This window comes from Lactobacillus sp. ESL0230 (assembly GCF_003692805.1).
Lineage (GTDB): Bacteria > Bacillota > Bacilli > Lactobacillales > Lactobacillaceae > Lactobacillus > Lactobacillus bombicola.
Genome location: NZ_REHI01000006.1, coordinates 605,412 through 627,531, shown reverse-complemented (window position 1 = coordinate 627,531; position 22,120 = coordinate 605,412). Strand labels below are relative to the sequence as shown.

Sequence of the window (22,120 nt, the reverse complement as noted above, 5' to 3'; positions counted from 1 at the left end):
GGTGGTTAAAATGAAGTATAAGAAATTAATTTTAGAAAATTTTGCCTCATTAGCTACTGATGTAAAGAAGAACAAGCTTTTTACTGAAGAAAAAATCAAAAAATCGCATAAAGAGTTTAAAAAATTAAAAGATAAAAATGATTCTTGGTTTAATAAGATTTAAAAATAAACTGCGACAGGCTTGATAAGTTTGTCGTTTTTTTGTGCAATTTGACTTTGAATCAATAAGAAGTCAATAAAATCAGGGACAAACTTAGTTATTAAACTAGGATTATCGCCAATCTTTTCAAATAATGATTCTAGTTCTCTCTTTTCATTTGAAATCTCATTTTCAATCACACCTAAAACATGAATTTTTCGTATAGATCCAGAAAGTAATTGTAATTGACTGTTGCTCATTCTTAAACAGCCTGTTTTTAAGAATGAAATACTATTGCCAACTTTTAACAACACAGTTTCAGGTAATAAGTCTGTCATAACTTGACCATATTTCTTAAGTATATCCAGTCCAGTTTTAATATCTTTAGCTTCTTTATCATCTTCTACGTCTTTTTGATCATTAGCAAACTCCATTAATAAGTTAATAAAACTTCCAAAAGAATCATTGCTCAAGCTAGCTAATGACGAAAAGTCATATATTTCAAATTCACCATTCTCTATTGTAGGATCACCTTGCTTGGAATTGTTGTTAAGTTTGCCTACACCTAATTTGTTAAGTAATCTATCTAATTGATAATCATTAAAGGTAATATTTACTAGTTCTTGTTCAGAAGATAAATTGCTTTGAGAATTTGTTAATTCTAATTGTATACCTCCTTCAACTAACTTGAATAAACTTGTTTCTATATCGCCGGCTCCTTTGGTTGAATTTTCTTGGCTTTCGCTCTTTTGCTTACCAGACTGAATAGATTCAATAAGTCCATGATCAATTTGTGCTAAAGATGAATACAACTCGATTGTGTCTAAGTAGATTATTTCTTTACTCTCTTTACTCTCTTTACTCATTACTTTCTCCCAAAATACTGCCATAGGTTTAACGTCACTGGTGTTGTGGACAAAATTACTCTTTTCTTTATATTTTTAATCAAATATAATAATTATATATATGAAATAATCATTTTATGAAGGAGTATACTATGAAGAAAATTATTACAATTATTTCTGCTGTGATTGCAAGTTTGTCATTAGCGGGATGCTCTAGTTCCTCTACTAACAAGAGTAATAATCAATCTAAAACATCCACAGTTAAACCTAAGCCAAAGTATTATTTTGATGGTGAAAAGGCAAGTATCCGTGATTTAGATATAACTATTACAAAAGTTAGGTTTTTTAAGGGATTAACTCCTAAGGATAAAAAACAAATAGCTTTTGAATATATTGTAAAAAATAAGAGTAAAAAGAAATTAGATATCACAACTTCTTGGTTGGCCGTATTCAATGCATATCAAGATAATAAAAATACAGATGGCAAACTAGAAGTTGGTTCAACACCTTTGAACTATGCTGGTAAAATCTTGAATAATCAAAATAAGTCCATAAAAAAAGGTGGAAAACTCGAAGGTGCTATTGCATATAACCTTGATAGTAATAAGATTCCCGTTACTTTGAAAGCTACCAAAGGTGTTGATGGACCAAAAATTGGCCAAAAGACATTCAAGCTTGGCAAGTTTACATCTCAAAGTAACAAACTTGGAGTAAATTAGATTTTATTAAGATAACTGCTGTGCTATAGAAGTACAGCAGTTTTTATCTTTCTAAATATATTTACTTTTCCATTTGTTAAAACTAATATTATCGATATATTCTCCCTTTCCCGTTTTCGGATTTCGTGCCCATCTTTCGGAACTATCAGGCAAGCCCTCGATGTATGGCATAGTTGTACATCTACAACCAGGATGTATTAAAGGATAGTTGATACCTGTCTTTGTTTCTTTAATGTCGAATATTTTTCCATCTAAGTTACCACATATAGAGCAAGTTTTTGTATCAAGTGTAGCTAGAAAAGAATATTGCTTTATGCCACTATCTAAATATTCTTGATAGGTTGCATTTTCTAACTCTTCGGCTTCTTTGACTTTGTTATAATGATACTTAATCGGGCCAATTCCTGCCCAAGTTTTATCGGTTTTATGGTTATGAATAATTTTTTGTTTGTTTTTTAGAAGTTGTTTTCCATCTAAAGTTAGTCTTTTTTCAGTAGATAATAATCCGTAACGTTGCAGTTTTTTAATACTTTCATTAGCATTAATTCCATATTCTCTATAAAAGTAAAGCGGAATACTATTAGTATTTTTTCGAGATGTTAACCACCATAATAAAACTATTTCGCCCGTAACAAGCTTTTTGCCCTTAAAAATCTGATTTTTCATGTAAGCACGTGGTACGGGGGCGGAAGTATTCCAATTATTTAAAACATATTCGGCTGATTCTTCATCTTTAATATAAGGAATATTATTATAGTTATTTTCTCGGTATTTGTCTTCAAGCTTAGTAATATAGTTTTCCTTTTTTTGTTTAGCAGCTATAATCTGAGAAGATTTTGTAAGCATATACTTTTTATGCTTATATTGCTGAGCTTTTTTCAACATTAAACTATGTATAATTTTTTTAAGATTCATAGTATATTTCATATCCTATTCCATTAAGTATGGTGCATAACAAAATTATTGTTATTAATATTTTAAACCATTATATTTTTCCTAAAACTTTCTTCTTAATATTAATTGGACAGCTTAATGATTTTATATTTTAGGAAAGAAATAATTAATATCAATATTAAATTCCTTAGCTATTTTAAAAATTATTTCCGAATTAACATTTCTTAATCCATTTTCATATCTGGAAACATTTATGCGTAAAGTGCCAATTTTGTCTGCAAAGGTTTGCTGATCCATATCTAATGACTTACGCAATTTTTTTATTTGTAGACCAATGTACTTTGATATTTTTGTTTCATCTTTAATTTTTTTAGACTGGATAATTTCAGGATGATAGTTTACATACACCTTTGAAATTGCATGAAAATATCTTTTTAATTCATCCGGAACTTCTCCAATATATGGTAAATCTATGTCTTGCCAGGATATGCCATCCTTGTTAGAAGGAGATTTATCTTTCAATAAATATTCTGGAGTTGTATTTGAAACTATTTCCTCATTCAATCCTATTAAGTTATCTAAAGAAACATCAAAATAATCAGCTAATAATTTTAAAGAAGAAAGTTTGGGTTCTTCCTTATCATTTTCCCAACGTGAGAGCCTACCTTTTGATATTTTTGCATTTGAATATTTAGAATTTAATGCTTGTGCTAACTGCTCTAAAGTTAATTTTTTACTGTTCCTATACGCTTTTAATTTAGAACCTAAATTTGCCATTATTTATTAAACCTATTTTATATCTTAGTTAAATTCTATAGTTCGCCATCGTAATGGATAGCTTTTCCTAGTATTTTTACATCATCATTACCATCTAAAAAAATGGGTTCATATTTAGTATTAAAGGGGTAGAGGATAGCGTGTTTTGAATCCATTTGCTTAAATTGTTTAAGCGTCGCTTCACCATTAATTAAAACTGCTGCAACTTCGTTTGTTTCAATCGTTGGCTGTTGAAGAATAGTAACATATGCACCATTTGGAATTCTAGGCTCCATAGAGTCGCCTTTACAGCGTAATGCAAACAATTTACCAGCTGGCACGTGTTTTAAGTAAACATCGTGATAACCTTCAACGTTTTGTTCAGCAGTAATAGGGGTACCACAAGCTATATCACCAACAATAGGAATGCGTACATGATGCAAATTTGATAAATCTATTGCATTAGAAGGAAATTTGGGATCTAAATCGGATTGACTATTGTCAACTCCTAAAACTTTTTCAACCGTAGTATGTAAAGCTTTAGCAAATTCTGGGGTTCTGTTAATTGGAAATTCTCTTGTATGATTAAAATATTTTGACACACCCGACTTAGCCATCCCTACATGTTTCGCTAGTTCCGTAATTGACATACCTTGCTCTTTTCTTAGTTCATTAAGTTCGTCAATTATTTGTCTACTTGTTTTCATTTTCTCTCCTTACTTTTAAATAATATTATATTACTGATGTTCATTAAAATAAACAATAAAATTATTTTTTTGATATTTTTGTTGACAAAAAGAAACAAAGGAATTATTATATATTTGTTCGCTAAAGTGAACAGGAGGCGGAAAAGTGATTTTTAATTTTAAGCGTCTGAAAGCTGAACGAGTTGCTAAAGGGTTAACTCAGGCTGAAATGGCAAAACGTAGCGGTATAAGCAGAACAAGTTATTGGAAAAAAGAAAATGGAAAATCAGATATTGGAGTGGAAGAATTTACACGAATGCTTACTGTACTGGGATATCCAGAAAATAAAATTTCGATTTTTTTTACAAAAAGTGTAGACAAAAGAGAACAAAAAATAAATATAGTTAAGGAAAGAAGAAAACAACATGCAGGAATTAGTAATTATGCAAAATCAACAAGCTGTGACTAGCAGCTTACAAGTTGCAAAAACGTTTGGAAAAAGACATGACCATATTTTAAGGGATATTGAAGCAATTCAAAAAGATGTCCCCAATTTTGGGGAGATGTTTGAAGAAGGTAACAAGCCTGATAGTTATGGTAGAAAACGCCGAGCATATTTTATGACACGAGACGGTTTTATATTATTGGCTATGGGATTTACAGGAAAGAAGGCTCTCAATTTTAAGCTCAAGTATATCAATGCTTTTAATCAAATGGAGAACGAAATAAAAGCAATTCAAGCTGGACATCTCGACAGCTACATGATTGAAGACCCAGTCAAAAGGGCACAAAAGTGGGTTGAGGAAAAGAAAGCTTATTTGAAAATTAAGCCAAAAGCAGACTATTACGACAGCCAGATGCACAATCCAGGCTTAATGACAACTACTGAAATAGCAAAGGACTATGGCTGGACTGCTAAGAAGATGAACATTGAACTTCATAATCGTCATGTTATTTATAAGCAAGGGAAAGTGTGGGTGCTATATCGAAAATATGACGCAAAAGGTTATACACAGTATGAACCATATTCTTATGCAAAAGATGGCAAGAAAGATCAGGGTGTCCACAACAATTTGAAGTGGACCCAGAAAGGAAAGAAGTTCATCTATGACTTACTTGCTGAAGATAATATTCATCCTGTACTAGAACAAATGAATTTGCTGGAGGTGTAGTGATGGAAAAAGACAGCACTAAAAAAGAGCAATCAAATGATTACTCGAAAATTTTAAAACAAAATACAAAAAGTTATGGCGTTATCTTTTATGCTCATGATAGAGACAACAGCAAAGTACCTTTAGCCACAATGTCATTGGAGCCAAATGAACTAAAACGGGCAACTTTGATTGATGAAAAATATTCAAGAATTTTAACAGGAATATCTAAGGAATGTGGTCTGTCACAAAAGCTTTATGTGTGGATTGATGGAACTGAATTCAAAATTAAAAAACCAGAAGAGCTTAATCTAGAACGATTAAAAAATATTATTAACGAAAACGAGACAAAATGAAAAAGTTAGTAGCTCAAATTGGTTTAAACAAAATAGAGATTGAATTTAAAGTTATAAAAGATAAGAAATATAAAAATAAAGCTTTAGTTGAAATCAAAGCTAATGAAGCCATTAAAGAACTTGATAAACGGAATCATCAGCTAAAGTCGATACCAGTCCGTTTTGAAAGATAGACTTTAAAAGCAGCTTAGACAAACTAAGAGAGGAAGAAAACTAATGGAAAACGAGGTGAAATCAAGTGACTGATCTAGTAAATCTACAAATACAAGTGGGGCCTCTGATTGAAGTGGTTGATCAAATCATGCAAGAACGTGGTTATGTTCCAGCAGAGTCGCTGGAAGGCAAAACCATCAAGATGAAAGAATTTAGCGAAAATTATTGCGGAAATAGAGCACCTGAGTGGATACGGACATTCATTTTCGACGAATATCCAGAAGTTGATGTTAAGAACGGCGGGTGGGTAGTACATCCACGGCGAACTAAAAACGGAAAAACAACAATTATTTTTCAAAGAAGGGCAGCAAAGTGGATGGATGAACATGATACAGAAATAGATTGGGACGCAAAACTACCATGATTGAAAGGATATTGAAAAAATGGGCAAACTTTTTAAGAACCTACACAGACCTAGAACTACACACCAAGATGTCACTGATAATCTCATTATTACTAGTAATTCTTGGTTTGGTAGGAACGATCTACATATTGACCCTACCAGAAAGACTTCCCGGAACATAAAAAGAGCCCGACGACAATCGGACTCAATTAAAAAATATAAACCATATAAGGAGATTATACCATATGGAAGTTAAAACTGGCAAAAAATTATCGAAAACTATTTATCAAATTAATCAAGATGAAGAAATGCGTAGCTTAGCAAAAGATGATCCAGATGCAATTTTGCTTTACGACAAAACTGAGTCAATCATCAATACAGATTATGCCAACGATATTGACTATGCATATGATGATGCTGCAGATTACTTAAGAAGCAGGCTTAAAGCTAATGGCGGCTCGATTGACAAGTTGGCTGATGAACTAGGGTATAGAAGAAAATACGATTTTATCGATGATTTAATGATGGGCTTAGATAACATGACTGATGTCCTAGTTGATTGCTACAACGGCGTAAAACTTAGCGATTTGTTTGAGTGAGGTACTGAATTATGAATTTATTTGAAATTAATGATGCTATAAAGCAAATTGCAGACCGTGACGACATTGACCCACAGACACTTAAAGATACGCTTGATTCACTGGAATTAACTAGAGATGAGAAGCTTGACGGTTTAGCTGGATTGATTGAACGGGATATAGCTAATATTGCTTTCCTTGCTAACAAGATTAAAGAACTATCAGAACAAAAAAGTCATTTAGAAAAGCAGAAAGACAATCTACAAAAATATATGACCGACGTTATAGACAACGCCCATATTAAGCAACTTCAAACGAAACACTATCTTTTAAAGACACGAGGTGCAAGACAAAAAACCATTATTTCAGATGAGAAAAAACTGCCAGATAAATACAAAATTACTAAAGTAACTGAATCTACTAAAGTTAACACAAATCAAATATATAAAGATTTAAAAGATGGCATGGAAGTATCAGGGGCACATCTAGAGCCTAACCGCAGAACAATAATTAGTTAAGGAGGAATGCACAATGACGGAAGATAAAAAGAGTGTCTTTGCTACCTTATCAGAAATCGATGTTAGTCCTTATTTGGATAAAAAGGTCGGGCTAGACTATCTCAGTTGGGCCAAGGCATGGACGCTAGTTAAACGGGCATATCCCAGCGCAAACTACAAAATCACAGAATTTCCTGAATACATTCTAACCAAAGAGGGCTGGGTAGCTACTGGCAGAGATGTTGACTATCGACAAACGGCTGCCGGATATGAAGTTGAAGCAGTTGTGACCATTGATGGACAAGAGTACAGCTCAAAATTGTTTGTCATGGATTACCGCAATAAAGCCTTATCCAAGGCAACTTATTTCGAAATTAATAAAACGCAGCAACGAGCTTTGGTAAAAGCACTAGCAATTGCGGGATTAGGCTTAAGTGTCTATGCAGGGGAGGATTTGCCTGAGGAGAAGAGTAATGAGCAAGCATCTAAACCACGGCAAGCAACATCAACTAGAAAACAGCCAGCAAAGCCACAATTTACTGACCAACAATTATTGGATTATGAAATTACTGACAAAAAAGGCACTGTCAAACTAGTGCAAGTTGTTTCAGAAGCTATTAATGGTAACCCTGATAGTGCAGCGACGATTAAAAGCTTAGGTGGCGAAAGTCACGAAGCTTATAAGCAAATTTACGCTAGGGAGCTATATAAGAGTTGGTTAGACAATTCCACAAAGGCAGGTGCTTGACCGTGGTACGACTAATAAAAAAGAGTAGAGGCAATTATACCAACACGGATAATACCTTGGTAAGAGATCCAAAATTAACGTGGAAAGCTAGGGGTATTTTTAACTACCTGTGGAGTCAAGCAGATGGCTGGAATTTTTATGTCAGTGAAATAGCCAAACATTCGATTGATGGAGAAGATTCATTGAGGAAAGGCTTAGAAGAACTTGAAAACAGAGGCTATTTGAAAAGGGTTAATCGGCATACTAAAAAGGGTAGATTTGGAGGGTTAGACTGGATTCTTGATGATACAGGACAGCTTAACCGTCATGGGGAAAATACCGATGACGGTAAAAACAGCCAAAAACAGCAAAAAGTCAGGGATTTGTCGGAGGACGGAAAATCCGGAGGACGGAAAAACCGTCCGGCGGAAAATCCCACACTAAGTAATATCAATAGTAAGAATTATCAAGATAAAGAAATATCAATAGAAAGTCATCATCATCTAGACGATGACGAAAATCATATTTTATTTAAGCAGTTACTTGACTCTTATCAAAAACTAACAGGATGCAAATTTACTAAAGCAGAGCAACAATCAGTCATTAGTAATTACATGGATAGATTACCAGCTGAAACAGTGAAAGAGGTAATTAATAATGCTATCGCTGCACCAGACAAGAATAATAGCATAACTTACCTATTCAAGTGCCTAGATAATGCAGTCAAAGCGGGGGGATAGCAATATGGATAAACCTAAAATTGAAGATTTAGTAGATTATCTTAAAATACAAATCCCTAATTGTAGCATTAGCCAACCTGAAATGGATGACTTAAAAGGGCTATATCCAAACATCTCATATAAAGATCTTAATCGTGTTTTTCATCAAGCAATTAAACAGCATTGTATGCAGCCAGTTTCCTACATTACTAGGCAATTAAGGGTAATTAGACCAGCTGCTGACCCATTTAATAGTCAGATTAGTAAAAGTACTAAAAGCGGGTTTTCTTCTAAAAAAGCAGTGGAGGTTGGTACTGACTGGGCTGAAGTAGAGCTAAAGAGACAGAACAAACGGGAGCAACTAATTGCAAACTACAATCAAGTCCATGGTGCTGGAGCATTTGAGCAAAAAGAACAAGAAGACTGTCAAAAGATACATCAGTTTTTTGTAGATTTTGAAAATAAGTATATGGGAGAAAAGCAATGACAGAAGAAATAAATCGATGCACATTATGCAGCAAAAAATTAAAATCCAAATTTTATGTATGCGATTATGACGATTCAGTGTTTTGCTCCAGACAATGCTTCGAACTGTATCGGGCAATGTGTGATGATGAGGGAATTGCAAATTGTAGAAAGGTTGAGGACTAGCAATGACTGATAAGAAGAATACACTTTCGTGTGCTGGTTGCGGCCATGAATTGCATGAAAATGCAGAAGCATATATAGCACCATTTACGATATCGAACAAATTTTTTTGTAGCAAAAAATGTTTAGATGATTATTTAAAAGTATATGTCTATAAAGTAACGCTTACATATAGGATATGATCTGATGGCAAGAGTTGAAGACGAAATAAAAAAGCCAATATCAAAAGATATGGCGTTAAGCATTAAGGCATACTTCCCAGTGCCCAGGTTATATTCAAAGAAGTGCAGACAGGATTGCTTGAACGGAATCGAGCGGCCAGGAAAGAAGCCCGATAGCGACAATATCGCCAAGATTATTTTGGATAGGCTTAACCCGAAGATGAAGCTGAACCATGATCTGCATAAAGCAGAATGTGTACACGAAAGTTTATACAGAGATGACAAGCAGGTTGTATGTCTGCATGTTGAGAAGTGATATGCGGAGGAGTCACGGGTTGAAATTATAGCAAGATGGAATTAATTTATTAGATCATTGATATAGACTTAAATAACTGTATTTATAAAAGTTTCACCAAATGTTGTAAATTGTATAATCCCATTTACAATTTTCATATCTCTTTCTGCGCGTCCATCAATTGATTGCATAGGATATTCTGCATATTTCATTTCTTTATAAAATTTTTGAATACTTGCTTCTGGAATTTCAAAGTTATCTCTTAACCTAACTATTCCCAATGATGTCAAAGTATCAAGTCCAGCCTCATTTATGATTATATCTTTTTTAGAATAGTTAATACCAATGCGGTGTTCAAATATAGGATATTCAATTTTTGATCCCATATCCAATGTATAACTCACAGTAGGAATTGGAAGAGGGGGATTAAAAGATAATTGTTTTAACAGCTTTGCATCTGATGGACTTAGCTGAGATAAAATGTTTGAAAACCTTGGAGATAAATTTTGATTTTGATTTTTATCAACTGATGCGGCAATAAGTTTAGCGAACATTTCTCTTAGGTTATCATCACTTATTTGATATTTAGAATCTTCTATGGTTTTCATAGCTAAGTTTAGTTTAGAAAAATCCCTATTTTCTTCAGGAATTTTATTTACATTATCAATAATTGACTGCTTAAATTTTCTTATATGTGCATTAGTCCATGTTGTCACTATGTTGAATGGCGATAATAATAATTCTGAAATACCACCTAAGGTGTCACCAATATTTTTAGCAGTAGGATTCATCAATAGTTCTTGAGTATTTTGAGGTAAAAAATTAAGTGGATTTTCTGGATCCATAAAAATCTCCTTTTTTAAAAAGTTAATTTAATACTAAATATATGTACTATTATACACGAAAGGCACAAGATGTTGTGGAATAAAATACAAATTGTTTTAAATAAAAAGCATTGGTCTTTAGCGAAATTAGCCAGGGAATCTAATGTAAATTATGAAACATTGAAAAAATATAAATTTGCTGGGCAGGAACCCAGCTTTAGTAAAGTATGTAAAATTGCTGATGCGTTAGGTATCAGCTTAGACGAATTGAGGTAATCAATGGAAGTAAATAATGATTGGCAAAGTAAATTTGAAAAAAGGGCAAGTAATACGAAAACTTGGGGCGTATTTTTAGTGGTTGCTATAATTGCTTATTTCATATGGCAAAGCAAAATAGCGTTGTTTGCCACACTATGCTCAGCGTTTTTCTTTATCGAAAATATAGTAGTTGCTTACTATTCTTATAGAAAAAAAGGAGACCGAAAATGATTAATCGAGTTGTACTTGTTGGTCGCTTAACACGAGATCCGGAATTAAAAACAACGCAGAGTGGGCTGTCAGTAGCCACATTTACGCTTGCTGTTAATCGTCAGTATACTAACGCTCAAGGTGAGAGAGGAGCAGACTTTATCAGTTGTGTCATTTGGCGCAAGGCCGCAGAGAATTTCTGTAATTTTACGTCAAAAGGGTCACTTGTTGGCATTGATGGGCGAATTCAAACTAGATCATACGATGGCCGAAATGGGCAAAAGGTTTATGTGACTGAAGTAGTCGTTGATAGCTTTTCATTACTTGAGTCTAAAAAGGATAGGCAAAATAACGCAAATATGGGGAATGACGGCGGTTATAGTAGCAATGGTGGCAATAATACAGGTAACAGCAATAATAGCGCCCCGCAAGACCCATTTAGCGGTTCAAGCGACACGATTGATATAACAGACGATGATTTACCTTTTTAGGAGGAAACTATGGAGCGTTGTTTGAAATTTATCGTCCCTGGGGAACCTAAAAGTAAAGCAAGACCACGATTTTCTAGGCAAAATGATCATGTAATTACTTACACACCTGATAAAACGCATCACTATGAAGATCAAGTTAGGTACAGTGCTCAAGTTGCAAGAAGAGCGCACAACATAAATAAGCCAATATCGCAGGATATGGCTATTTCAATCAAAGTGTATTTTGGAATACCGACTTCTTATTCAAAAAAGCGCAGGGCAAGGTGCTTAAGTGGGGAAGAGAGACCAACTAAAAAGCCTGATAGCGACAATATAGCGAAGATTGTGCTAGATGGGTTAAATCCTAAAATGAAAGTTAATCACGCATTGCACAAGGCTGTGTGCCTAAGCGAAGGGCTATATAGAGACGATAAGCAAGTAGTCGATTTGACAGTTGAAAAATGGTATGGGAAAGAGCCACAGGTTGAAATAACAGCCTTGTGGCATGAAGAATGAGGAAGGTGATTAGTGATGAGCAGTACTATACCATATAACTTGTTACACTATCTTGAAGATAAATATAAAAATAAGGGCTATATTCCTGAAAATAACGAGATGTTAATAAAGCTACGTAACAAACTTGAAGGACTTGAGAACCGAACAAAAGTCGATAGATACCGTGACAATGTTGCAAGACTGTTGGACGAAGGATACAGCATAAGGAGTATTGCTGAAGCAATGGATACTTCAGACGATGTGATTTTAAAGGTTATTCGTGAAAATAAGCTTGTTGCTCATCCACAATTTAAGTATTTAGCGATAAACGAAATAACTTATGCCAAAATCTACAGTACAACTTACACTGGTTACAGTTATATGGTCAATTGTCCATCTTTTATTGGGGCAAAGATAAATCTAGCCCATGCAGGTTATGAACTAATACAGAATAGAAATAAGTATAATTGGCAAGACATTGATTTAGGTGATTTGTATATTGTTAACGGTAAGATAAATAAAAAATAAGTTGGTTAGGATGATGATTGGAGTTGAACAATTAGTTTTGTTTAAAAAAGCGAAGTTAGATAAAGCCAAAACAGCCCAGGCAGTTAAGGATTTTTTTACAGAAGACTTTGGTCATTATCTTAATCTGGCCAACAAACATTTGAGTGATATATCTAGTCCAACACTTGATCCTAATAATGTTGGCGGCCATGATGGGCTTAATCATCAAGACGAGCGAATGACAGCTAATCTTGATGCTCAAACTTGCGTGCTGGCAGTAGATCATACTATCAGTAGTTGCAGCCACATTAGTGGAACTATCCTTTATCTGTATTTTATTAAACACTGGTCTAATGACCGAATTAGGTCTAAGTTGGGATATCAAAGTACTAGATTTAATGAGGTAAAAAATGATGCGTGTGTTGAATTTGCTGAACGCTTTGATTTCTGGCGAAAAGAAGATGGCTCATCCATTGAAGATTTACAAGTTTTTGAGAGCTTAGAAACGGCTGAGGAAATTTCAAAAAGCGGTCATTGAGCGACATAAGAGCGGTCAAAGAGCGAAAGCCAGGCGGTCATAATCTATTGTATTATTGTATTGTCAAAAAATTAGGGTAATTCCTAATAGCTTTAAAACCGTCCGAAACGACGTTAAACTAGCTAGATTTTATTCATTTCTAACCTCATTAAATGCAAAAAAGAGCTGCGGTAATGGTTGTAGCCGAGTTCGATTCTCGACACCGCAATAGACGTGTGATCTTTCAATTTGGTAAGGAGTAAGTACAAACTTAGGTGAAATAAATAGTTTGTTATTTTTGAGAAATCATGATAACCTATGTTGTCCCAAACACAATCTGGAACAAGATTTTTTAGTATAAGGTTCAGGTTATATTGAATTTTTTAATTTTAAACAAAATATCTCACAATTTATTTGTGTGGTATTTTTTTGGCGAAATAATTATATTTGTCCCATAATGTATAAAAATGTCCCAGAAAGTGTTACAATAAAATCAAGAGGTGTAAAATCATGAAGAAGAAGGAAATAATTAATTTGATTCGTGCCCATTATGATTGCGATGACAATCTGTTTAGAAAGACTTCTAATGATGTGGCACGAAGCTTTGATGAAGAAGGTGACTACCAGTTAGCTCAATATGTGATGAGCCTAATTTCAAATGTTAATATGTTTAAGCCTCAGTCTATTTCTTTTGAAAGTCAATTTTTTAAAAAAATTGCTCTTGATAGTCCTTCTTTGTTTTTACCAATTCCTATTATGGCTGATATTAAAGGTATTATGAATGCTGTTAATCATCATGTTGGTATCAACAAGTTTTTGTTTGAAGGTGCACCTGGTACAGGAAAAACTGAATCAGCCAAGCAAGTAGCTCGATTATTACAACGGTCTTTGTATTCTGTTGATTTTAATGAAATAATTGATAGTAAAATGGGTCAAACTGCTAAAAATATTTCAATAGTCTTTAATGAAATAAATCGGATGCCACATCCAGATAAAGTAGTCATTTTGTTTGATGAAATTGATGTAATTGCTTTGGATCGAGTTAATACAAATGATATTAGAGAAATGGGTCGTGCTACTTCTAATATCCTAAAAGCACTGGATAATGTTAATGAGGAAGTAGTCATCATTGCTACTACTAACTTATATAAACAACTGGACAAAGCTTTTCAACGTAGGTTTGATAGTATCGTCAATTTTGATCGTTATTCAAAAACTGACTTAGTAGATGATATAGGAGTTGGAATATTAAATAATTATCTGAAAAATTTTACTAAAGTAAGTAGAGATACTAAGTTATTTAAAAAAATTCTTAATACTTGTCCTGCTCTTCCTAATCCTGGTGAATTGAAAAATCTCATTAAAGTTTCTTTAGCTTTTAGTAATCCAGACGCACATTTTGATTATTTGATTCGACTTTATCAATCTCTGAATAAGCAAAATCAGGATCTTGATCCAACAAAGTTAAAAAGGCAAGGCTTTACTGTAAGAGAAATTGGTGTCTTAAAGAATATTTCAAAGAGTCAGGCTGCTAGAATGTTGAAGGAGAAAATGGATGAATGAAATTTTAACTCTTAAAGGAAAATTTGAACAGCAAAAACACCCACAAAGTCAGGTAGTGCTAACACTACCAAATAGAAAAGGTGTCATGGTAAGCAGTACCATAATTAGAAACTTAGTCAACGATTTGAAAGTCATTCAGCAGTTTTGGCAAAAACAGCACAATATCATCTCGAAAATGCTGGTTAGTGCGCATTATCGCCAAAATATTGCTAAATCTAATCGGATTAAAGGCTTTTTTGGTAGTGACCCTGATAAATTGATTGTTGGCTCTAAGTTTGATCAAGATGAAAAGCACATAATTACTTATTTAATATCTAATTTGCAAATGAAAAATGCAATTAGTGACGGTGAAAAAGTCGCTAAAATCCTAGATCAATACTTTAATGGAAATGTTTCTAATATTCAATTTAATAATAAATCTAATTTAGAGGAAATTGACTTTCCGCGGTTTTCAATTAGTAAAACACAGTTTCAAAAAATTGTTATAGATGCTTGGTTTGTTGCTAAATTTGATGTGGAGAAAGCTGATTTTTCTATTAATAACAATTCCATAGTTTCCTTTTATCAAACGGATGAAGATTTAAGTAAAGTATTGGATAAAATTGGAATCAAGACTTATCAGATAAATTTTTTAGATGATAGAACGGTGTTAATGGATACTGATTCTGTTAATTTATTGATGGAAAAAGCGCCTTACTTAGTATCGATGGCGACTGAGGATTTGGCCCAGCTTTCTCCGTCAGTTGCTGCGAGCTCAACAGATACTTATCAGCGTAGCATTCCAGCCCCTAATGATGAACCAATAATTGGCGTAATTGATACACTTTTTGATCAAAGTGTTTATTTTAATGACTGGGTCAGTTATCAAAACATGCTTGATTCTAATATCAGTACAACTTCGGAAGATTATGATCATGGTACGGCTGTTTCATCAATTATTGTTGATGGCCCAGCATTAAATCCGATTTTTGATGACGGTTGTGGCAGGTTTAGAGTTAAACATTTTGGTGTCTCAGTTGAAAAAGGTTTTAGTTCTTTCGCCATTATTAAGAGTATAAGAGAAGCGGTGGTTGCCAACCCTGAAATTCATGTTTGGAATCTTTCGCTAGGTTCAAAATTCGAAATTAATCGGAATTTTGTATCAGCTGAAGGAGCAGCTCTAGATGAAATTCAATTTGAAAATAATGTGCTTTTTGTAATTGCTGGTACTAATAAAGAGCTAGGTGAGCCTCCAAAAAAAATAGGTGCTCCTGCTGACTCAATTAATTCAGTTGTTGTAAATGCTGTTGATAGTAGCCGTAACCCAGAACCATATTCGCGTAAGGGAATAGTTTTATCTTTTTTTACTAAACCAGATTTAAGTTATTATGATGGTGATAAAAAAAATCCTCTCAAGGCTTATGGTCCTAATGGTGAAGTTATTGTGAGCGGGACTTCTTTTGCTGCTCCTTGGATTGCACGAAAATTAGCTTACTTGATTGATATTTTGGGACTTAGCAGAGAAATTGCTAAGGCCTTGTTGATCGATTCATCAGTTGGCTGGTCCAGAAAAAATGAAACTAATGGGGATCTTGAAATGATAGGCAATGGTGTAGTACCTGTTAGAATTGAAGATATTATTAATTGTCCTGATAATGAGATTAAGTTTACCTTAGAAGGTATAGCAGAAAAATGGAATACTTATAATTATCAAATTCCCGTTCCTGTTGTTAAAAATAAGTATCCTTTTTTTGCCAAAGCAACTCTGTGTTATTTTCCAAAGTGCACAAGAAATCAAGGGGTTGACTACACTAATACAGAACTTGACCTGTCTTTTGGTCGGTTACAGAGTGTTAAAGGTAAAGCCAAAATCAAATCGATTAATAATAATCATCAAAATGATGGTTACCCACTAGTTAATGAGGCAATGGCCAGAAAGCAGTTCAGAAAATGGGATAATGTTAAGACCATCAGTGAGCAGATTACAACGAATCCAAGACCGAGATGTACTTATGGTGAAGATCCAATTTGGGGAATTGAACTCAGGGAGAAGGAAAGATTATCTAACAAAGATGGTCGAGGTCTGAAATTTGGTATTGTTGTTACTCTAAAAGAAATGAACAATGTTAATCGAATTGATGACTTTATTCAACAAGCAAATTTTCGTGGCTGGTTGGTAAACAAAATTGACGTTCAGAATCGAATTGATGTTTATGAACAAGGCAATCAAAATATTAAGCTTGAATAATCTTTTGTGAACGCAATTATTATTAATTTATTTAAAGTCAGTGCACTTTGCTAATATGGCAGTTTTTAAGAAAACATATGAACTAGTTAAGTAATAAAGAGCATCCCAGCGGTGCTCTTTTTTAGTGCCCCAAAATCAGGAGGTGGTGAAATGATGTGACTGAATTAAAAGGTAAACAAAAAAAGTTTGCTGACGAGTATATCAAAAGTGGTAATGCGACCGAAGCATATGTAAATGCTGGCTACAAGGTTAAAAATAATGAAACTGCGAGAGCTAATGCTAGTCGCATGCTAACAAATGCTAACGTTAAAGCTTATATCGAATCGCGCATGAAACGGCTCGAATCTGCCAAATTAGCGAGCGCCAAAGAGGTTTTAGAATACTTAACCTCAGTTATGCGAGGCGAACAAACGGAGACTGTAGCGACTGCTAAGGGCATTTTTGAGGGTATTGAAGTTTCGGCTAAAGACAGAATTACTGCTGCTAAAGAATTGCTTAAACGGTATCCAAGTGACCCTATTTCTAATGCGCAACTGCGTAAAATGGTTGCCGAAGCTAAGATGGCTGAATATAAAGTTGAGCAGTTAAACAGTGATGATCTAGACACGACAGTCAACATCAATTTCAATATCCCAAAGGAGGACAATAATGCAAGTGAGTCTTAAAGATAATATCTCGCCGGCTTTCTATAAGCTTTTTTGGGATATTCATAACAAAAAACATGCCAATTATTGGCTCAAAGGAGGACGTGGTTCGACCAAGTCCTCTTTTATTTCGCTCATGATTGTACTGGGAATAATGCAAGATAAGGATGCTAATGCGATTGTTCTGCGTAAGGTGGCTAACACTCTACGTGATTCGGTTTTTGAACAATATTTGTGGGCGATTGACTTACTCCATGTTGATGACTACTGGCAGTCATCAGTAAGCCCGATGCAGTTGACATATAAGCCAACTGGTCAGCAAGTTAGATTTAAGGGTGCAGATGATCCAAGGAAAATCAAGTCGCAAACGTTTAGACAGGGTTACACCAAGTTCAAACATTTTGAAGAGGTGACCGAATTTAAAGGCATGGAAGAAATTCGGTCAATCAACCAATCTCTTGGTCGAGGTGGGTCTGGTATTATTACTTTCTATTCATATAATCCACCAGCAAGACAATCTAACTGGGTTAATCAAGCAGTTGATAGTGAACAAATGCGTGATGATACGCTAGTTAACTTATCAGATTATCGTTCTGTACCTAAAAGTTGGCTTGGAGTTGAATTCCTTGCTGACGCGAGACAACTTGAAAAAGACAATGAGAAAGCATACCGACATGAATATCTGGGTGAAGTAACTGGAACTGGTGCAGAAGTGTTCAACAATATTACTACCAGACCAATTACAGATGATGAAATTGCTAGATTTGATAAGGTTTACTACGGACTTGATTTTGGCTTTGCTAAAGACCCGACGGCATTCGTTAAAATTTATTGGGACTCAGCAAGGCGTCGCATTTTTATTTTTGATGAATTTGAACGTGTTGGTCTAAAAGTACGTGATGCAGTTGCGATGATAAAGCAACGTAATCCCAGAAATGAACCATTAACAGCTGATTCAGCCTCCCCTGATATGATTGCGGAATACCAAGACCAGGGACTGAACATTTATGGTGCAATCAAAGGCGGAGGTTCACGTGATCACGGCTACAAGTGGCTGGAAGATTTACGTGAAATTATCATTGACCCCAACCGTTGTCCCGATGCCTGGCGTGAATTTACTAGTTATGAATTTGAAATTGATTTGAATGGCAATTACAAGTCAGGTTATCCAGATGGCAACGACCACACTATGGACGCTACAAGATATGCTCTTGAGAGTTTAATCAGGAAAGGAGGTTTTATTAAATGGAATTAGAAGCAATGAAAAAATTGCTACAAAACACGCAAACAAGGCGAGTTAATTTTAATGCTAAATATGCTAAATCTAAAAGCTATTACCTCAATGAGAATGACATCACGATAAAAAACAATGGCGAGTCTAAAACTAAAGAAGACGATGCGGCAAAAAAGAGTAAAAATCCGTTAAGACCAGCTGATAACCGTGTGAGTTCTAACTTTCATCAATTGCTAGTTGACCAAGAGGCGGGCTATTTGGTTACTAAGCCCCCCACTATTGATGTAGGTGAAGATAAGCTAAATGACCAAATCAAAGATACTTTAGGCGACAACTTTGCTTTAAGACTAAATGAATTGGTTGTTGATGCAGCCAATGCTGGTATAGCATGGCTACATTATTGGCTTGATGAAAATAGCCAGTTTAGATATGCGATTGTGCCACCAGACCAAGTAACACCAATTTATTCAACTGATTTAAATCGTAAGTTAGTAGCACTAAGACGCTCGTATAAAGAACTTGATTCAGAAACCGCTAAAACTTATTGGGTACATGAATACTGGGATGATGAAACAGTCACTGTTTTTAAATCACGTGACGAGCAATTTAATAATTTAGAGCCTATTGAAGATAGATTCAACGTTTATGATTTAACAACAGATGAACTTACAGGAACGTCAAGTGTTAACTATCATGGTTTTGGTCGAATTCCGTTTATTGCGTTTCCAAAAAACAAGGAACAGCAACCAGATTTATTTCATTACAAGGGCTTAATTGACGTTTATGACAAAATTTATAACGGCTACGTTAATGATTTAGATGATATTCAACAAATATTTTTAATCTTAAAGAATTACGACGGTCAAGATTTGGATGAATTTAGGGAAGACCTCCAACGGTATAAGTCCATTAAAGTTAGGAGTATGGGCAGTGGCAATGATTCAGGTGTTGACCAATTAGCCATTAATATCCCTACTGAAGCTCGGAATTCAATGCTAGAAACAACTAAGACTAATATTTTTGTTCATGCGCAAGGCATTGACCCAACGGATTTTAAAACTAACAATGCAACTGGGACTGCAATTAAGATGCTCTATTCTCATTTGGAGTTAAAAGCAGCTAAAACAGAAGCCTATTTTAGGGATGCAGTGACTGAATTAGTTAGAGCAATCATGCATTGGTTAAATATTTCAGATGCGGATAGTCGAAGAATTAATCAAACTTGGACTAGAACAGCAATTCAAAATGATGTTGAACGAGCTCAAGTAGTTAGTCAATTAGCTAACTGGACAAGTAAAGAAGCAATCGCTAAAGCTAATCCAATTGTGGAAGACTGGCAAGAGGAACTCAAAGACCAACAAGAAGACCTTAAAAATCGCAATGGCGAGTACGGAAACCCTAATAGCTTAAACGGTGATGATGACGATGAGCAAGAAGACAGCAAGAAGTCGTAGCTATTGGCAAAAGAGGTTTTTACAGGAAAAAGACAATCAGTTGACTAATGCAGCTGAATATGAGTCAGCCATGCGTGCTCGTTTAAAAGAGGTTCAGCCAATACTAGAGCAGGAAGTTGAATACTGGCTCAATCGTTATGCCAACAATCAAAAAATCAGCAAAGAAGATGCTCGTAAAATCTTGAGCACAATTGGTACTCGTGATTGGCACATGACATTGAAGGAGTTCAAGCGTAAGGCTAAAGAAGGTGGCTTTGATAAAGAACTAGATGCCGAATATTTCAAAAGTCAATTATCAAGACTTGAGAACATAGACGAGCAACTGACCAACCTATTAAGTCAATATGCGACAGCTGAGAGTAACAAATTAGCACAAAGTCTATCTAACCAATTTCAACAAACATACATGCACAGCATCTACTTAACACAATTAGAGCAGGCTAAATTATCTAGTAACTTTGCCAATGTTAATGAATATCAAGTCAAAGTAATTGTCAACAAGCCCTGGAATGGCAGCAACTTCTCTAAACGGATTTGGAAAAACTACACTGAGGTGTTACCTAATGAATTAGGTGATGCGTTATTAAGGGGCTCTGTTTTAGGACATTCTCATGAGCAAGTGTTTAAAATGATGCGCCAGCGATTGAGAGACGTTGAAGACTATCAATTGCATCGCTTAGTGATTACTGAAATGGGGCACATTGCCGAAACAGCTACTGCAGATGCTTACAAAGAAGAGGGAGTTGAACAGTACCAGTATTTAGCAACGTTAGAGTCCCACACTTGCGAAGAATGTGGGCACTTAGATGGTGAGATTTTTGACCTGAAAGATAGAAAAGATGGCATTAATTATCCGTTAATTCATCCTTATTGTAGATGTACAACAGTTCCTTATATTGAAGTCTTACCAGATGACCGAGTAAGGTGGTCAAGAGATCCAGAAACTGGTAAAGGCACTTATGTTGACAACATGACTTTCGACCAGTGGAAGAAGGCGGTTGATTACCAAAGGCAAAATGAGTCGTTACCGAATACTGCTGCTAGATATATTCCAAAATCGGGAAAATATAACTGGAATGAACTCAATGCAGAGCAGTATAATAAACATGTAAAGGGAACGCCCGAATTTGATAACTATGCTAAAGGTCGTAAACGACCAGTAAGTGAATTGATTATTTCACCTGTTGAAACTCAAGCATTAATTGACAAATATGGTAAGAAACGCCAGAATACGGATAAACAAAAGGTTTTGTTCAACCATAATTCTTATATAGGCTTATGGGCGGACATAAATGGCAATTATTATCCAACTAAGCAAGGACGTATCGGCTACAGTAAGAGAGGCTGTCATGTCACGCCTCAGAAGCCAGATTATTTAAAATAAGGAGGGCAAATCATGAACCCACGAAAAATGACGATTAAAGAAATTGATCAGCATTTCTATGGCAGGAATGTGAAGTTCACTTTAAAGAATGGTAAGCATAAAACGATATTTGTTGAGGACATCTTAAATGAAGATGATGATGAGCCTGAGCTTACTTTCATTGGCGGAACTTTAGAAGATGAGATAGGCATTTCTGATATTGTTAGTGCAGAACCAGCATAGGTAGAGTAATTAGTAACAACGATTATTTTACAATTGCTTATAAAATATTGAGTTATCTAAAATATTGCTATGAAAATGGTCAAGATGAAGACCCTAATATATTGAAAGCTGATACTTTTGATATATCTCAGCAACAATTCATTCGTACGCTACAGATGCTAAGTGATGATAGCTACATTAAAGGACTTACGTTCTCACCAGTGTTAGATGGTGGCGTACTGTTAGGAAATAGAAGAAGTACGGTTATAACAAGTGACGGATTGCAGTATCTTGCAGAAAACTCAATGATGCAGAAAGCATATAGAATTTTTAAAGAAGTCAGAGATTGGCTTCCATTGATTAAATAAAATTTAAGGCAGCCAAATTAGCTGCTTTTTATTTTGC

At 34.7% G+C, this 22,120-nt stretch carries 32 protein-coding genes; 27 read left to right on the top strand and 5 right to left on the bottom strand.

The window, feature by feature from the left end:
* Positions 1–10 precede the first annotated feature (10 nt).
* Positions 11–163, top strand: coding sequence for a hypothetical protein (locus tag F5ESL0230_RS08420; protein WP_158593066.1), 153 nt, complete (start codon positions 11–13; stop codon positions 161–163).
* On the opposite strand, the gene F5ESL0230_RS04840 is transcribed toward F5ESL0230_RS08420, so the two are convergent.
* Positions 160–1,005 (bottom strand): hypothetical protein, encoded by an 846-nt coding sequence (locus F5ESL0230_RS04840; protein WP_122021826.1) that lies wholly within the window; start codon positions 1,003–1,005, stop codon positions 160–162. The two genes, F5ESL0230_RS08420 and F5ESL0230_RS04840, sit on opposite strands and share 4 nt — an antisense overlap.
* Positions 1,006–1,136: 131 nt before the next feature.
* Between F5ESL0230_RS04840 and F5ESL0230_RS04835 the strand changes: the two genes are divergently transcribed.
* Positions 1,137–1,703, top strand: coding sequence for a DUF5067 domain-containing protein (locus F5ESL0230_RS04835; protein WP_158593065.1), 567 nt, complete (start codon positions 1,137–1,139; stop codon positions 1,701–1,703).
* A gap of 51 nt (positions 1,704–1,754) precedes the next feature.
* Here F5ESL0230_RS04835 and F5ESL0230_RS04830 read toward each other — a convergent pair whose 3' ends face one another.
* From F5ESL0230_RS04830 to F5ESL0230_RS04820, 3 genes are all read right to left on the bottom strand, one after another.
* Entirely contained in the window at positions 1,755–2,630 is an 876-nt protein-coding gene (locus F5ESL0230_RS04830; RefSeq protein ID WP_122021824.1) for a minor capsid protein, read from the bottom strand.
* A 111-nt stretch (positions 2,631–2,741) separates the two neighbouring features.
* Positions 2,742–3,374, bottom strand: coding sequence for a helix-turn-helix domain-containing protein (locus F5ESL0230_RS04825; RefSeq protein ID WP_122021823.1), 633 nt, complete (start codon positions 3,372–3,374; stop codon positions 2,742–2,744).
* Positions 3,375–3,409: 35 nt separating this feature from the next.
* Complete coding sequence (locus F5ESL0230_RS04820; protein WP_122018354.1) at positions 3,410–4,060, bottom strand: LexA family transcriptional regulator; 651 nt, start codon at positions 4,058–4,060, stop codon at positions 3,410–3,412.
* Between the two features lie 145 nt (positions 4,061–4,205).
* On the opposite strand from F5ESL0230_RS04820, the gene F5ESL0230_RS04815 reads away from it, so the two are divergent.
* From F5ESL0230_RS04815 to F5ESL0230_RS04770, 11 genes are all read left to right on the top strand, one after another.
* Complete coding sequence (locus F5ESL0230_RS04815; protein WP_122021822.1) at positions 4,206–4,508, top strand: helix-turn-helix domain-containing protein; 303 nt, start codon at positions 4,206–4,208, stop codon at positions 4,506–4,508.
* Positions 4,465–5,211 carry a phage regulatory protein/antirepressor Ant gene (locus F5ESL0230_RS04810; RefSeq protein ID WP_122021821.1) on the top strand — a complete coding sequence of 249 codons (747 nt, stop codon included), beginning with the start codon at positions 4,465–4,467 and terminating at the stop codon, positions 5,209–5,211. Before F5ESL0230_RS04815 ends, F5ESL0230_RS04810 begins: the two co-directional genes overlap by 44 nt.
* 2 nt (positions 5,212–5,213) lie before the next feature.
* Positions 5,214–5,546 carry a hypothetical protein gene (locus tag F5ESL0230_RS04805; RefSeq protein WP_122021820.1) on the top strand — a complete coding sequence of 111 codons (333 nt, stop codon included), beginning with the start codon at positions 5,214–5,216 and terminating at the stop codon, positions 5,544–5,546.
* Positions 5,543–5,719, top strand: coding sequence for a hypothetical protein (locus F5ESL0230_RS08415; RefSeq protein ID WP_158592447.1), 177 nt, complete (start codon positions 5,543–5,545; stop codon positions 5,717–5,719). Before F5ESL0230_RS04805 ends, F5ESL0230_RS08415 begins: the two co-directional genes overlap by 4 nt.
* Positions 5,720–5,814: 95 nt before the next feature.
* Positions 5,815–6,123, top strand: coding sequence for a DUF771 domain-containing protein (locus F5ESL0230_RS04800; RefSeq protein ID WP_233551647.1), 309 nt, complete (start codon positions 5,815–5,817; stop codon positions 6,121–6,123).
* Between the two features lie 224 nt (positions 6,124–6,347).
* Positions 6,348–6,701: a hypothetical protein gene (locus F5ESL0230_RS04795; RefSeq protein ID WP_122021819.1), complete on the top strand. Its 354-nt coding sequence runs from the start codon at positions 6,348–6,350 to the stop codon at positions 6,699–6,701.
* An 11-nt stretch (positions 6,702–6,712) separates the two neighbouring features.
* Complete coding sequence (locus F5ESL0230_RS04790; protein WP_122021818.1) at positions 6,713–7,198, top strand: siphovirus Gp157 family protein; 486 nt, start codon at positions 6,713–6,715, stop codon at positions 7,196–7,198.
* 13 nt (positions 7,199–7,211) lie between these two features.
* Entirely contained in the window at positions 7,212–7,925 is a 714-nt protein-coding gene (locus F5ESL0230_RS04785) for a DUF1071 domain-containing protein (protein WP_122021817.1), read from the top strand.
* A gap of 2 nt (positions 7,926–7,927) precedes the next feature.
* A complete protein-coding gene (locus F5ESL0230_RS04780) occupies positions 7,928–8,644 on the top strand; it encodes a hypothetical protein (protein ID WP_122021816.1) in 717 nt (238 codons plus the stop codon).
* Positions 8,645–8,648: 4 nt separating this feature from the next.
* Positions 8,649–9,110 (top strand): hypothetical protein, encoded by a 462-nt coding sequence (locus F5ESL0230_RS04775; RefSeq protein WP_122021815.1) that lies wholly within the window; start codon positions 8,649–8,651, stop codon positions 9,108–9,110.
* Between the two features lie 347 nt (positions 9,111–9,457).
* Positions 9,458–9,748: a RusA family crossover junction endodeoxyribonuclease gene (locus F5ESL0230_RS04770; protein ID WP_122021814.1), complete on the top strand. Its 291-nt coding sequence runs from the start codon at positions 9,458–9,460 to the stop codon at positions 9,746–9,748.
* A 68-nt stretch (positions 9,749–9,816) separates the two neighbouring features.
* On the opposite strand, the gene F5ESL0230_RS04765 is transcribed toward F5ESL0230_RS04770, so the two are convergent.
* Entirely contained in the window at positions 9,817–10,572 is a 756-nt protein-coding gene (locus F5ESL0230_RS04765; RefSeq protein WP_122021813.1) for a DUF4393 domain-containing protein, read from the bottom strand.
* 69 nt (positions 10,573–10,641) lie between these two features.
* Here F5ESL0230_RS04765 and F5ESL0230_RS04760 point away from each other — a divergent pair, with 69 nt between their 5' ends.
* The 14 genes from F5ESL0230_RS04760 (at position 10,642) to F5ESL0230_RS04695 (ending at position 22,083) form a co-directional block, all read left to right on the top strand.
* Positions 10,642–10,827, top strand: coding sequence for a helix-turn-helix transcriptional regulator (locus F5ESL0230_RS04760; protein WP_122021812.1), 186 nt, complete (start codon positions 10,642–10,644; stop codon positions 10,825–10,827).
* 3 nt (positions 10,828–10,830) lie between these two features.
* Entirely contained in the window at positions 10,831–11,040 is a 210-nt protein-coding gene (locus tag F5ESL0230_RS04755; protein WP_122021811.1) for a hypothetical protein, read from the top strand.
* Positions 11,037–11,510 carry a single-stranded DNA-binding protein gene (gene ssb / locus F5ESL0230_RS04750; RefSeq protein WP_122021810.1) on the top strand — a complete coding sequence of 158 codons (474 nt, stop codon included), beginning with the start codon at positions 11,037–11,039 and terminating at the stop codon, positions 11,508–11,510. Before F5ESL0230_RS04755 ends, ssb begins: the two co-directional genes overlap by 4 nt.
* Positions 11,511–11,519: 9 nt before the next feature.
* Positions 11,520–12,005, top strand: coding sequence for a RusA family crossover junction endodeoxyribonuclease (locus F5ESL0230_RS04745; RefSeq protein ID WP_122021809.1), 486 nt, complete (start codon positions 11,520–11,522; stop codon positions 12,003–12,005).
* Between the two features lie 12 nt (positions 12,006–12,017).
* On the top strand, positions 12,018–12,512 hold the full coding sequence (locus F5ESL0230_RS04740; protein WP_147440870.1) for a hypothetical protein: 495 nt from the start codon (positions 12,018–12,020) through the stop codon (positions 12,510–12,512).
* A gap of 10 nt (positions 12,513–12,522) precedes the next feature.
* The gene (locus F5ESL0230_RS04735) at positions 12,523–13,029 is read left to right on the top strand and encodes an ArpU family phage packaging/lysis transcriptional regulator (RefSeq protein ID WP_122021807.1); all 507 of its coding nucleotides are present in this window, start codon (positions 12,523–12,525) and stop codon (positions 13,027–13,029) included.
* Between the two features lie 489 nt (positions 13,030–13,518).
* A complete protein-coding gene (locus tag F5ESL0230_RS04730; protein WP_122021806.1) occupies positions 13,519–14,571 on the top strand; it encodes an ATP-binding protein in 1,053 nt (350 codons plus the stop codon).
* A complete protein-coding gene (locus tag F5ESL0230_RS04725) occupies positions 14,564–16,798 on the top strand; it encodes a S8 family peptidase (RefSeq protein WP_122021805.1) in 2,235 nt (744 codons plus the stop codon). The genes F5ESL0230_RS04730 and F5ESL0230_RS04725 overlap by 8 nt, the downstream gene beginning before the upstream one ends.
* Positions 16,799–16,953: 155 nt before the next feature.
* Positions 16,954–17,463: a terminase small subunit gene (locus F5ESL0230_RS04720; protein ID WP_122021804.1), complete on the top strand. Its 510-nt coding sequence runs from the start codon at positions 16,954–16,956 to the stop codon at positions 17,461–17,463.
* Complete coding sequence (locus F5ESL0230_RS04715) at positions 17,447–18,697, top strand: PBSX family phage terminase large subunit (RefSeq protein ID WP_122021803.1); 1,251 nt, start codon at positions 17,447–17,449, stop codon at positions 18,695–18,697. Before F5ESL0230_RS04720 ends, F5ESL0230_RS04715 begins: the two co-directional genes overlap by 17 nt.
* Positions 18,688–20,130 carry a phage portal protein gene (locus F5ESL0230_RS04710; protein WP_122021802.1) on the top strand — a complete coding sequence of 481 codons (1,443 nt, stop codon included), beginning with the start codon at positions 18,688–18,690 and terminating at the stop codon, positions 20,128–20,130. The genes F5ESL0230_RS04715 and F5ESL0230_RS04710 overlap by 10 nt, the downstream gene beginning before the upstream one ends.
* Entirely contained in the window at positions 20,102–21,514 is a 1,413-nt protein-coding gene (locus tag F5ESL0230_RS04705; protein ID WP_158593063.1) for a minor capsid protein, read from the top strand. Before F5ESL0230_RS04710 ends, F5ESL0230_RS04705 begins: the two co-directional genes overlap by 29 nt.
* 12 nt (positions 21,515–21,526) lie before the next feature.
* Positions 21,527–21,736 carry a hypothetical protein gene (locus F5ESL0230_RS04700; RefSeq protein WP_118897872.1) on the top strand — a complete coding sequence of 70 codons (210 nt, stop codon included), beginning with the start codon at positions 21,527–21,529 and terminating at the stop codon, positions 21,734–21,736.
* Between the two features lie 47 nt (positions 21,737–21,783).
* Complete coding sequence (locus tag F5ESL0230_RS04695) at positions 21,784–22,083, top strand: YjcQ family protein (protein WP_233551646.1); 300 nt, start codon at positions 21,784–21,786, stop codon at positions 22,081–22,083.
* Positions 22,084–22,120: the final 37 nt, after the last annotated feature.

What these genes read in the sequence shown, in the direction of transcription:
- F5ESL0230_RS08420 (WP_158593066.1), top strand. Translation starts at nt 11, where the DNA reads ATGAAGTATAAGAAATTAATTTTAGAAAATTTTGCCTCATTAGCTACT.
- F5ESL0230_RS04840 (WP_122021826.1), bottom strand. Translation starts at nt 1,005, where the DNA reads ATGAGTAAAGAGAGTAAAGAGAGTAAAGAAATAATCTACTTAGACACA.
- F5ESL0230_RS04835 (WP_158593065.1), top strand. Translation starts at nt 1,137, where the DNA reads ATGAAGAAAATTATTACAATTATTTCTGCTGTGATTGCAAGTTTGTCA.
- F5ESL0230_RS04830 (WP_122021824.1), bottom strand. Translation starts at nt 2,630, where the DNA reads ATGAAATATACTATGAATCTTAAAAAAATTATACATAGTTTAATGTTG.
- F5ESL0230_RS04825 (WP_122021823.1), bottom strand. Translation starts at nt 3,374, where the DNA reads ATGGCAAATTTAGGTTCTAAATTAAAAGCGTATAGGAACAGTAAAAAA.
- F5ESL0230_RS04820 (WP_122018354.1), bottom strand. Translation starts at nt 4,060, where the DNA reads ATGAAAACAAGTAGACAAATAATTGACGAACTTAATGAACTAAGAAAA.
- F5ESL0230_RS04810 (WP_122021821.1), top strand. Translation starts at nt 4,465, where the DNA reads ATGCAGGAATTAGTAATTATGCAAAATCAACAAGCTGTGACTAGCAGC.
- F5ESL0230_RS04805 (WP_122021820.1), top strand. Translation starts at nt 5,214, where the DNA reads ATGGAAAAAGACAGCACTAAAAAAGAGCAATCAAATGATTACTCGAAA.
- F5ESL0230_RS08415 (WP_158592447.1), top strand. Translation starts at nt 5,543, where the DNA reads ATGAAAAAGTTAGTAGCTCAAATTGGTTTAAACAAAATAGAGATTGAA.
- F5ESL0230_RS04795 (WP_122021819.1), top strand. Translation starts at nt 6,348, where the DNA reads ATGGAAGTTAAAACTGGCAAAAAATTATCGAAAACTATTTATCAAATT.
- F5ESL0230_RS04790 (WP_122021818.1), top strand. Translation starts at nt 6,713, where the DNA reads ATGAATTTATTTGAAATTAATGATGCTATAAAGCAAATTGCAGACCGT.
- F5ESL0230_RS04785 (WP_122021817.1), top strand. Translation starts at nt 7,212, where the DNA reads ATGACGGAAGATAAAAAGAGTGTCTTTGCTACCTTATCAGAAATCGAT.
- F5ESL0230_RS04775 (WP_122021815.1), top strand. Translation starts at nt 8,649, where the DNA reads ATGGATAAACCTAAAATTGAAGATTTAGTAGATTATCTTAAAATACAA.
- F5ESL0230_RS04770 (WP_122021814.1), top strand. Translation starts at nt 9,458, where the DNA reads ATGGCAAGAGTTGAAGACGAAATAAAAAAGCCAATATCAAAAGATATG.
- F5ESL0230_RS04765 (WP_122021813.1), bottom strand. Translation starts at nt 10,572, where the DNA reads ATGGATCCAGAAAATCCACTTAATTTTTTACCTCAAAATACTCAAGAA.
- F5ESL0230_RS04760 (WP_122021812.1), top strand. Translation starts at nt 10,642, where the DNA reads ATGTTGTGGAATAAAATACAAATTGTTTTAAATAAAAAGCATTGGTCT.
- F5ESL0230_RS04755 (WP_122021811.1), top strand. Translation starts at nt 10,831, where the DNA reads ATGGAAGTAAATAATGATTGGCAAAGTAAATTTGAAAAAAGGGCAAGT.
- ssb (WP_122021810.1), top strand. Translation starts at nt 11,037, where the DNA reads ATGATTAATCGAGTTGTACTTGTTGGTCGCTTAACACGAGATCCGGAA.
- F5ESL0230_RS04745 (WP_122021809.1), top strand. Translation starts at nt 11,520, where the DNA reads ATGGAGCGTTGTTTGAAATTTATCGTCCCTGGGGAACCTAAAAGTAAA.
- F5ESL0230_RS04735 (WP_122021807.1), top strand. Translation starts at nt 12,523, where the DNA reads ATGATGATTGGAGTTGAACAATTAGTTTTGTTTAAAAAAGCGAAGTTA.
- F5ESL0230_RS04730 (WP_122021806.1), top strand. Translation starts at nt 13,519, where the DNA reads ATGAAGAAGAAGGAAATAATTAATTTGATTCGTGCCCATTATGATTGC.
- F5ESL0230_RS04725 (WP_122021805.1), top strand. Translation starts at nt 14,564, where the DNA reads ATGAATGAAATTTTAACTCTTAAAGGAAAATTTGAACAGCAAAAACAC.
- F5ESL0230_RS04715 (WP_122021803.1), top strand. Translation starts at nt 17,447, where the DNA reads ATGCAAGTGAGTCTTAAAGATAATATCTCGCCGGCTTTCTATAAGCTT.
- F5ESL0230_RS04710 (WP_122021802.1), top strand. Translation starts at nt 18,688, where the DNA reads ATGGAATTAGAAGCAATGAAAAAATTGCTACAAAACACGCAAACAAGG.
- F5ESL0230_RS04705 (WP_158593063.1), top strand. Translation starts at nt 20,102, where the DNA reads ATGAGCAAGAAGACAGCAAGAAGTCGTAGCTATTGGCAAAAGAGGTTT.
- F5ESL0230_RS04700 (WP_118897872.1), top strand. Translation starts at nt 21,527, where the DNA reads ATGAACCCACGAAAAATGACGATTAAAGAAATTGATCAGCATTTCTAT.